The organism is Xenorhabdus sp. IM139775 (genome assembly GCF_028598745.1).
Taxonomy (GTDB): Bacteria; Pseudomonadota; Gammaproteobacteria; order Enterobacterales; family Enterobacteriaceae; genus Xenorhabdus.
Genome location: NZ_JAQRFK010000097.1, coordinates 1 through 8,859, shown reverse-complemented (window position 1 = coordinate 8,859; position 8,859 = coordinate 1). Strand labels below are relative to the sequence as shown.

At 45.8% G+C, this 8,859-nt stretch carries 10 protein-coding genes and 1 tRNA gene; 4 read left to right on the top strand and 7 right to left on the bottom strand.

Features of this window, described 5'->3' with window-relative positions:
- Positions 1 to 113: 113 nt before the first annotated feature.
- Complete coding sequence (locus PSI17_RS15120; protein WP_273552765.1) at positions 114 to 365, top strand: hypothetical protein; 252 nt, start codon at positions 114 to 116, stop codon at positions 363 to 365.
- Between the two features lie 58 nt (positions 366 to 423).
- On the opposite strand, the gene purK is transcribed toward PSI17_RS15120, so the two are convergent.
- The 4 genes from purK to ppiB form a co-directional block, all read right to left on the bottom strand.
- Positions 424 to 1,509 carry a 5-(carboxyamino)imidazole ribonucleotide synthase gene (gene purK / locus PSI17_RS15115; protein ID WP_273552764.1) on the bottom strand — a complete coding sequence of 362 codons (1,086 nt, stop codon included), beginning with the start codon at positions 1,507 to 1,509 and terminating at the stop codon, positions 424 to 426.
- Entirely contained in the window at positions 1,506 to 2,018 is a 513-nt protein-coding gene (gene purE / locus PSI17_RS15110) for a 5-(carboxyamino)imidazole ribonucleotide mutase (RefSeq protein WP_273552763.1), read from the bottom strand. The genes purK and purE overlap by 4 nt, the downstream gene beginning before the upstream one ends.
- 136 nt (positions 2,019 to 2,154) lie before the next feature.
- A complete protein-coding gene (lpxH, locus tag PSI17_RS15105) occupies positions 2,155 to 2,877 on the bottom strand; it encodes a UDP-2,3-diacylglucosamine diphosphatase (RefSeq protein WP_273552762.1) in 723 nt (240 codons plus the stop codon).
- A 40-nt stretch (positions 2,878 to 2,917) separates the two neighbouring features.
- A complete protein-coding gene (gene ppiB / locus PSI17_RS15100; RefSeq protein WP_273552761.1) occupies positions 2,918 to 3,412 on the bottom strand; it encodes a peptidylprolyl isomerase B in 495 nt (164 codons plus the stop codon).
- A gap of 260 nt (positions 3,413 to 3,672) precedes the next feature.
- On the opposite strand from ppiB, the gene cysS reads away from it, so the two are divergent.
- Positions 3,673 to 5,055 (top strand): cysteine--tRNA ligase, encoded by a 1,383-nt coding sequence (gene cysS, locus PSI17_RS15095; RefSeq protein WP_273552760.1) that lies wholly within the window; start codon positions 3,673 to 3,675, stop codon positions 5,053 to 5,055.
- 82 nt (positions 5,056 to 5,137) lie between these two features.
- On the opposite strand, the gene sra is transcribed toward cysS, so the two are convergent.
- From sra to folD, 3 genes are all read right to left on the bottom strand, one after another.
- Positions 5,138 to 5,374, bottom strand: a complete 237-nt coding sequence (sra, locus tag PSI17_RS15090; RefSeq protein WP_273552759.1) for a stationary-phase-induced ribosome-associated protein — start codon at positions 5,372 to 5,374, stop codon at positions 5,138 to 5,140.
- Positions 5,375 to 5,632: 258 nt separating this feature from the next.
- Positions 5,633 to 5,845 carry a ribosome-associated protein YbcJ gene (gene ybcJ / locus PSI17_RS15085; RefSeq protein ID WP_273552758.1) on the bottom strand — a complete coding sequence of 71 codons (213 nt, stop codon included), beginning with the start codon at positions 5,843 to 5,845 and terminating at the stop codon, positions 5,633 to 5,635.
- The gene (gene folD / locus PSI17_RS15080; protein WP_273552757.1) at positions 5,845 to 6,720 is read right to left on the bottom strand and encodes a bifunctional methylenetetrahydrofolate dehydrogenase/methenyltetrahydrofolate cyclohydrolase FolD; all 876 of its coding nucleotides are present in this window, start codon (positions 6,718 to 6,720) and stop codon (positions 5,845 to 5,847) included. Before folD ends, ybcJ begins: the two co-directional genes overlap by 1 nt.
- Positions 6,721 to 6,909: 189 nt before the next feature.
- Here folD and PSI17_RS15075 point away from each other — a divergent pair.
- Positions 6,910 to 6,986, top strand: a tRNA-Arg gene (locus tag PSI17_RS15075).
- 165 nt (positions 6,987 to 7,151) lie between these two features.
- A complete protein-coding gene (locus tag PSI17_RS15070) occupies positions 7,152 to 8,366 on the top strand; it encodes a tyrosine-type recombinase/integrase (RefSeq protein ID WP_273552756.1) in 1,215 nt (404 codons plus the stop codon).
- Positions 8,367 to 8,859 lie beyond the last annotated feature (493 nt).

Here is an 8,859-nt window from a genome sequence, read left to right as displayed (position 1 = left end):
AATACTTATCCCAAAATGCCTTCAAGACACCACAAAGAAAAGTAAGGAAAAACATGATATTGGATGAGTGCCTTAAACAAATTAATTATTAAGATCCAGTATATAATCGCTTGGTGATCCGTATCCCACAAGACAATATTCGTTATTTCTTCCTGAAAGGTTTTATTGGGCTGCATGGTTGTAGCTTAACCATCAACGGCATTGATGAAGAAAACAAGACCATTGCTTTAAACCTGATCCCGGAGACGTTAAGAATGACGAATCTCAGCCAGATTAAGGTCGGTGATTTTCTCAATTATGAAATAGATCAAACGACAAGAACTATTGTGGATACACTGTCCCGCACGCTCGCAAGACAGAAGTAGCTGATTATCTCCCCGCTGTGCGGGGAGATAATCAATGCACTTTGAAGTACGTCACCCATCAACTTAATTTATCTTGTGCCCATTTAAGGCTGCTTTGATATTCGGTTGGCAAGAGTGAAGCTAACGTTTGCAATGTCGTTTTCAGTATCGTCTTATCTGCATGAGTCACATTTAAATGACCGACCTTGCGCACCGGGCGAACTTCTTTTTCATACCAGTGCAAACGAACCAACGGCAAACTCAGCCATGCGGGGTTTATCCCTGTGCCGATCAGGTTGATCATGACGGATGGTGCAAAGATTTCGGGTTGTGGCATCGGGAGATTTAAGATCGCCCGTAAGTGCAGTTCGAACTGGCTGACAGAAGCGCCGTTTTGTGTCCAATGACCGCTATTGTGAACCCGCGGGGCCAATTCATTGATCAACAAATTATCGCCAACAATAAAACACTCCATCGCCATCACACCCACATAGTTCAGATGATTCATGATGGCGGACAGCATCTTCTCTGCTTTTTGTTGAAATTGCCTATCGGCAGTATGATCAGGCAAGGCAACACTGGTACGCAAAATACCTTCCTGATGCAAATTGTGAGTCAGCGTATAGAATACGCATTCACCTTTGGCATTACGGGCACCCACCAGCGAGACTTCTCCTGAAAATGGAATACCCTGTTCGACAATACATTCCCCATCACTCCCACCATAAATTTCAGGTGGAAGGGTGGTTTCATCACCCGGCCGGATACGCCATTGACCGCGCCCGTCATAGCCGCCTGTCCGCCGTTTCACAATGATAAAATTGCCCAATTCGGCAAATAGTTGTGGCCATTGATCGGGCGTAGAAAGCAATCGCCACGGTGCAGTTGCCAGGCCCAACGTATCCATGAGCTGTTTTTGTGGCAAGCGATCCGCCAGTTGCGGAAAAATATCGCGATTGATAAACGCCTTATGGTGAGCCAATTCGCGGGTTAATGCGGTTTCGGGCCAGCGCTCAATTTCAGCGGTGATAATGCTGCCTTGGTAAGGCACAGCTTCTGGCTCGGCATCCAATCCAACAGGGTAAACCGCGATCCCCAATGGTTCACCGGCTTGACGCAGCATCCTGCCCAACTGACCATTTCCCAATACACAAACAGGCTTCATGCCTCCTCCCGTGGATCTGGATTATCCAAAACCGCCTGTGTCTGTGCACTGCGCCACTCTGACAAACGTTGAAGCAGCGCATTATCATGCAAAGCCAGCACTTGAGCCGCCAATAATGCGGCATTTGCTGCGCCTGCCTTGCCGATAGCCAGTGTGCCGACAGGGATACCCTTTGGCATTTGGACGATAGAATACAGGCTGTCAACACCGCTAAGTGCGGCGCTTTGTACAGGAACCCCAAACACAGGTACTAAGGTTTTGGCTGCCAGCATCCCCGGTAAATGGGCCGCACCACCGGCACCCGCGATAATCACGTCAAAACCGTTTTCCTTGGCTTGCTCGGCGAAACTAAACAGTTTATCGGGCGTTCGGTGTGCCGAAACAATTTCAACATGAAAAGGGATCGCAAGAGAGGTCAAAATATCGGCGGCATGTTGCATGATTGCCCAGTCGCTTTTAGAACCCATGACAATAGCAATCTTGGTCTCTATTTCTGTCGGGGAAGTCATAAATCAGATGCTCCTGTATTGGGGTCTACCAGAACAAAGATGAAATTTCAGACGGCGGATCATATCACGCTAATTGCACAAGGAAAACGTTTGCGTCGTTTGATTTGCCGAATTTTATAAAAATAAGTCACGGCGATCAGAGAGGGAAGGATATCAATTCAATGGCTGTTTCTGTGACTTTAAACATTGAACCTTGCTCATGCCATGCCCCTAATACACCACGGTATACGGTTTTCTCATCAAGTTGAATATTATGTATTGCCGGACGATGAGTGTGCCCGTGGATGATCCAATCTGCCTGATGTCTTTTAAAATGCCCGATAACAGCCTCTTGATTGACATCCATAATCGATTCGGATTTTTGACTGTTGGCGCATTGGCTACCCGCCCGCATTTTGGCGGCAATTTTCAAGCGGATAAACAGAGGGAGAAGCAGGAATAGCCGTTGTATCCACGGAGTATGTACGCGCTTACGATACTGCTGATAGCCGATATCATCGGTGCATAGCGTATCGCCATGCAGAATCAGAATACGTTTGCCATACAATTCCAGCACCTTTTCTTGTGGAAGCAGGATTAAGCCGCTTTCTCTGGCAAAACGGGAACCAAGCAAAAAATCACGATTGCCATGAATAAAGTAACAGGCAATCCCTTTTTGTTTCAGTTCATTCAGTGCTTGGGCAATTTCGGTGTGTAATGGGTTGGGGTCATCATCACCAATCCAGTAATCAAAAAAATCACCGAGGATATAAAGACGCTCAGCGTGAGTGGTATCCTCACGTAAAAAACGCAGAAAACCGGCAGTGATTGCCGGTTCTTGTTCGCTGAGGTGTAAATCTGCAATAAACAGTGTACTCATGTTGCGCTTAACTATTTCGATTAACTATCTAAAATGGTCTTTATTCGCTAACAGTGACACGTTCAATGATCACATCTTCATGCGGTACATCTTGGTGCATACCGCTGCGGCCAGTGGAGACACCTTTGATTTTATCAACCACATCCAGGCCTTCAACGACTTCGGCAAATACGCAATAACCCCATCCATCCGGGCGCTCTGAACGGAAGTTCAGGAAATCGTTGTCCACAACGTTAATGAAGAATTGGCCAGTGGCAGAGTGCGGATCATTGGTACGCGCCATAGCGAGGGTGCCACGGCTGTTTTTCAGGCCATTGTTGGCTTCGTTCTTGATGGGGTCCTTAGTGATCTTCTGTTTCATGCCAGGTTCAAAGCCACCGCCTTGGATCATGAACTCATTGATAACACGGTGAAAAATTGTGTTGTCATAAAAACCTTCCGAGCAATAACCCAAGAAGTTTTCAACAGTGATAGGCGCTTTATCAGCGAATGTTTTGATTACGATATCGCCAAAGTTGGTGTGGAAAGTCACCATAATAAAAATCCCAATAATAGTTTTGAGTAACCCTGCATTTAGGGGGTTCGGAACAACCGCTGTTATATCATATCTCAGATTTTGAGTCAGTACTCTGGGCTGTATCAGGGCAAGGCAGTTTACGGCACTTGCAAAGCCGGGCATATCAAGGTGAAATACCTCATCCGGCTTCTATTTATATTGCTGATAAAGCAGCCTATAATCAGCCAACTCACTTAATTATATTACACGTAGATTAATTTTTTACGGAAAACCCACTGATGCTAAAAATTTTCAATACTCTCAGCCGTCAAAAAGAAGAATTTAAGCCGATTCACGAAGGGAAAGTGGGCATGTACGTGTGTGGCATTACCATTTATGACTTGTGTCATATCGGTCATGGCAGAACATTTGTGGCATTTGACGCGATTGCCCGTTATCTGCGTTATTTGGGATACGATCTGACCTATGTCCGTAACGTCACTGATGTGGATGACAAAATCATCAAACGCGCCATCGAAAATAGTGAAAGCTGTGACGATTTGACCACACGTATGTTGGCAGAAATGCACAGCGACTTTGATGCCTTGAATATCCTGCGTCCAGATTCAGAACCCCGTGCAACACAACATATCCCAGAAATCATTGAGATCACAGAAGGGCTGATTAAACGCGGGCACGCTTATGTTGCCGCTAATGGTGATGTGATGTTCTCCATTGAGACTAACCCTAATTATGGCCTGCTTTCCCGCCAAGACTTGGCACAATTGCAGGCTGGTGCCCGTGTTGAAGTGGCTGATGTAAAACGTAATCCAATGGATTTTGTCCTCTGGAAGATGTCCAAACCCTGTGAGCCTAGCTGGGAATCGCCGTGGGGAGCGGGTCGTCCGGGTTGGCATATTGAATGTTCCGCTATGAACGGCAAGGCGCTTGGTCACCATTTTGATATCCACGGTGGCGGTTCTGATTTGATGTTCCCGCACCATGAAAATGAGATTGCCCAATCCACTTGTGCGCATGACGGCCCTTACGTCAATTATTGGATGCACTCCGGCATGGTGATGGTGGATAAAGAGAAGATGTCCAAATCATTGAACAACTTCTTTACTATTCGCGATGTGCTGGAATATTACGATGCTGAAACCGTGCGTTATTTCTTGTTATCCGGTCACTATCGCAGCCAGTTGAATTATACAGAAGAGAACCTGAAACAGGCGCGGACTTCCCTTGAACGCCTGTATACTTCCCTGCGTGGTACGGATAAATCGGCGCAACCTGCGGGTGGCGAAGCATTTACAGCCCGTTTCGTTGAAGCAATGAATGATGATTTCAACACACCGGAAGCGTATTCAGTCTTGTTTGATATGGTGCGTGAGCTTAATCGCCTGAAAACAGAAGACAGGGTTGCGGCTAACGGTCTGGCGGCTGAACTGCGTAAATTGGCGGGAATTCTCGGTCTGCTGGAACAAGATCCAGAACACTTTTTGCAAGGTGGGGCACAGGCGGACGACGATGTTGCTCGAATTGAAGCACTGATCAAACAGCGTAACGATGCCCGTAAAAATAAAGCATGGGCATTGGCTGATGTGGCGCGTGATCAGTTGAATGAAATGGGCATTGAGCTGGAAGATGGTCCACAAGGCACAACATGGCGTCGTCAATAATCGTCTTTTGCTTTGTTGAACGATGCTCTATCCCGGAACCGCCCCTGAGATGGGCGGTTCAGTTTCTATCGCATTTACGCTTTTACCGATGAGTATTGGTATGCTCGGGATAGAAAGCGTTTCCAGCGTGATACGTGACTTTGCCGGAAGCCGCGTCCCGTTTTATGGCGATAAAAGAGGAATGACTCAGATGTTCAGGGATTTGATGTGTGCTATCACTGGAAGCAGGATTGAGACGAGAAATTGTCACCCTGCGTTTAGAATGACTTAATTTATAAGGTAAACCCAACAACCTTCTTGCAGCTTTATTACTTAACATAATTAACTCCGTTTCAGTTGTACATAAGATCCCCAGTATAGCAACTTATTAGAGAATCAAAACAAGACGGACAGGATTGTTTATCAATATATCGTCAATGTCACATATCCTGCGGATAAAACCGGATAAAGAGATCCCCAAATTGTTGATAAAAAGTAATGAGTTTCTATTTAAAATAAAAAGACAGCACCATAAATGTATCAATACATAAGATGCTGTCTTTTCAAAAAGTATCAGGGGTTATGTTTACCCGCTAATCTATTCTTCAATGCAAACGGAACCACCATTAAAAGTCACGACCTTACCGGCGGTAATTTTGCAACGTTTACGGGTTTCGGGTTGATTATCAACCTGTACCAAGCCTTCTGCAATCACCGTTTTCGCCGCTGCACCACTTTCACACCAGCCCTGAAACTTCAGCAAATCACACAATTCGACATAAGGGTGGCCGTCTAAATCAAAAATTTCCATCAATAACCTTCAGTTGTATCTACATCATGATATTCCTTGCAGGCTTGCAAGGTATTTTGAATCAAAGTTGCAACAGTCATTGGGCCGACCCCACCGGGCACAGGGGAGATCCAACTTGCGCGTTCAGATGCTTTATCGAAATCCACATCACCAATGACTTTGCCATTTTCCAGCCGATTGATGCCGACATCAATCACGATTGCGCCAGGTTTAACCCACTCACCAGGAATAAAATTCGGCTTACCGACAGCAACAACCAGTACATCAGCCTGTTCCACATGCTGGCGTAAGTTTTTGGTAAAGCGATGCGTTACCGTAGTCGTACAACCTGCCAACAGCAATTCAAGACTCATCGGACGGCCAACGATATTGGAGGCACCAATAATCACTGCATTTAGTCCATAAGTATTGATATTGCAGCGTTCAAGCAGGGTTACAATCCCACGGGGGGTACAAGGACGCAATCTTGGGGCGCGTTGACACAGGCGGCCGATATTATAAGGGTGGAAGCCATCCACATCCTTATCGGGATGAATGCGTTCCAGTACTTTGACATTATCAATGCCGGCAGGTAAAGGGAGTTGAACCAAAATACCATCGATTTGCGCATCGGCGTTCAGGTCATCTATCAGAGAGAGTAACTCAGCTTCGCTGGTCGTATCAGGCAGGTCATAAGAGCGGGACATAAATCCGACTTCTTCACAAGCGCGGCGTTTGCTGGCGACATAAATTTGAGAAGCAGGGTTTTCTCCCACCAAAACAACCGCAAGACCTGGTGCTCGTTTTCCGGCGGCAACGCGCTGCCGGACTTTTTCTGCAACTTCGCTTCTGATTGTCTGCGCAATCGTTTTCCCATCAATAATTTTTGCTGACATGTATTTAAGATTCCACTATCAAATATAGGAATGGGGGCTATTTTGTCAGAACATGAACCGCCTGTCAGTTTTATTAATAATCATAAAATGAGCATATGAGCGCAAAGGGCATTGACTCGCGCCATTATGCCCGTATAATCCGGTGCTACATCAACGCATTAAAGATGTTTCTTATTTACACACCATAATGCGCCCTTAGCTCAGTTGGATAGAGCAACGGCCTTCTAAGCCGTAGGTCACAGGTTCGAATCCTGTAGGGCGTACCATCCATTCATATCTTAACGTCTTCCGAAGTCCACAAAACCCCAGTAAATACGCAATGTTAACCTTTTCCCGTTCTCCTATAGTCTAGCCAGATATGTTGAAATCCACGATCTTATGGGGGTATATTTAGGGGTACGTTCAGGTTCAATGAAATGAGATACCCCCAGATGAAGCTAACAGCCCGACAGGTGGACACTGCAAAGCCGAAAGAAAAACCTTATAAACTTCCAGATGGTGGCGGACTATACCTATTGGTTAACCCTAATGGCGCTCGCTATTGGCGGTTGAAGTACCGGATCGCAGGCAAAGAAAAATTACTCGCATTAGGGGTATACCCTGATATCTCACTCGCAGAAGCAAGAACCAAGAGAAACGAAGCACGGCGGACGCTATCGGATGGTCATGATCCGATAGAAGAAAAGAAAGCTGAAAAGGCAGCCAAAGCGTTTGCAGTCAGCAATAGTTTTGAATCCATCGCTATTGAGTGGCACGAGCATAAACGTCCTAACTGGTCAAAAGGGTATGCCGAAGACATTCTGGAATATCTGAAAAAAGATATCTTCCCGTATATTGGTAAACGGGCTGTTACCGAGATTAAACCCGCCGAAATGTTGGCTGTTCTCCGAAAAATGGAGCAACGCGGTGTTTTGGATAAATTGAAAAAAACCAGACAGGCCTGTCGGCAAATTTTCACCTATGCCGTGATTACAGGGCGGGCTGAGTTCAATCCCGTTACCGATCTTGCCAGCGCACTTAAGGCACCGAAGCAAAAACACTTCCCACACCTTTTAGCCGACCAAATGAATGAATTCCTCATCGCCTTGGCGGGTTATAGCGGAAGAGAAATTACTCAATCTGCGACACGCTTACTGATGCTTACCGGAGTGCGCACCATCGAATTGAGAGAATCAGAATGGACTGAATTCGATTTCGATAAGGATATCTGGCAGATACCTGCTGAGCGAATGAAAATGCGCCGCCCTCACATCGTCCCGCTATCCAATCAGGTTAAAACCATTCTTATCAAACTGCACTCTATTACAGGGCGTGGGAAATATGTTTTCCCCGGACGTAATGATGCGGGTAAACCGATGAGCGAGGCCGCCATTAATCAGGTTCTTAAACGCATTGGTTATGCTGGCAGGGCAACCGGCCATGGCTTCCGCCATACCATGAGCACTATCCTGCATGAACAAGGCTATAACACCGCATGGATTGAAACACAGCTTGCTCATGTTGATAAGAATAGCATCCGAGGAACCTACAATCACGCTCAATATCTGGAGGGTCGCAGGGAAATGCTGCAATGGTATGCGGATCATATGGAGATGCTGGAACGCAGTGAAAATGTCTTGATCGGAAAATTTGGCAAAAGGGCGTAAAGATGCGGTGATTTTTCACACACCTGTGCCCGTGGCACAACAGCCTGTTTTTCATACTATCTACAGATGGTTGATAAAAGAACGTAAAGGTACAGTTGCTTTTTACACCACGTTGGCAGTGCCAACAGAGCTATATTTCATACAAGTTATAGGTGTGTGGTGTTTTTTTAGTCGGTGTTGGCAGTGCCAACAAAGTTATTTTTTATACAGCACATTGGTGGTGGCTGTTTTTTGCGCAGTTCTGGCAGTGCCAACAGTGACTGCTTTTCATACAACGTATGGTTAGAGAGCCAATACTTCTTATAAACCGATAAATTTTACAAATGGAGTAAACAATTAACGCTGTTCATTTAATCTTGCTTTTTAAATAATCCGCCTGTCATCAAACAACGTCCACGATGAGCGCTCAAGGACTCGGTAACAGGAGATAAAGAATATGACAATGACAGCACCGAAAGAAAACCTTATTCGTTTGCCGGAAGTTCAGCGCAGA

Excerpts from the sequence above, each read along its gene's own strand:
- purK (WP_273552764.1), bottom strand. The coding sequence starts at position 1,509 with ATGAAGCCTGTTTGTGTATTGGGAAATGGTCAGTTGGGCAGGATGCTG.
- purE (WP_273552763.1), bottom strand. The coding sequence starts at position 2,018 with ATGACTTCCCCGACAGAAATAGAGACCAAGATTGCTATTGTCATGGGT.
- lpxH (WP_273552762.1), bottom strand. The coding sequence starts at position 2,877 with ATGAGTACACTGTTTATTGCAGATTTACACCTCAGCGAACAAGAACCG.
- ppiB (WP_273552761.1), bottom strand. The coding sequence starts at position 3,412 with ATGGTGACTTTCCACACCAACTTTGGCGATATCGTAATCAAAACATTC.
- cysS (WP_273552760.1), top strand. The coding sequence starts at position 3,673 with ATGCTAAAAATTTTCAATACTCTCAGCCGTCAAAAAGAAGAATTTAAG.
- sra (WP_273552759.1), bottom strand. The coding sequence starts at position 5,374 with ATGTTAAGTAATAAAGCTGCAAGAAGGTTGTTGGGTTTACCTTATAAA.
- ybcJ (WP_273552758.1), bottom strand. The coding sequence starts at position 5,845 with ATGGAAATTTTTGATTTAGACGGCCACCCTTATGTCGAATTGTGTGAT.
- folD (WP_273552757.1), bottom strand. The coding sequence starts at position 6,720 with ATGTCAGCAAAAATTATTGATGGGAAAACGATTGCGCAGACAATCAGA.
- PSI17_RS15070 (WP_273552756.1), top strand. The coding sequence starts at position 7,152 with ATGAAGCTAACAGCCCGACAGGTGGACACTGCAAAGCCGAAAGAAAAA.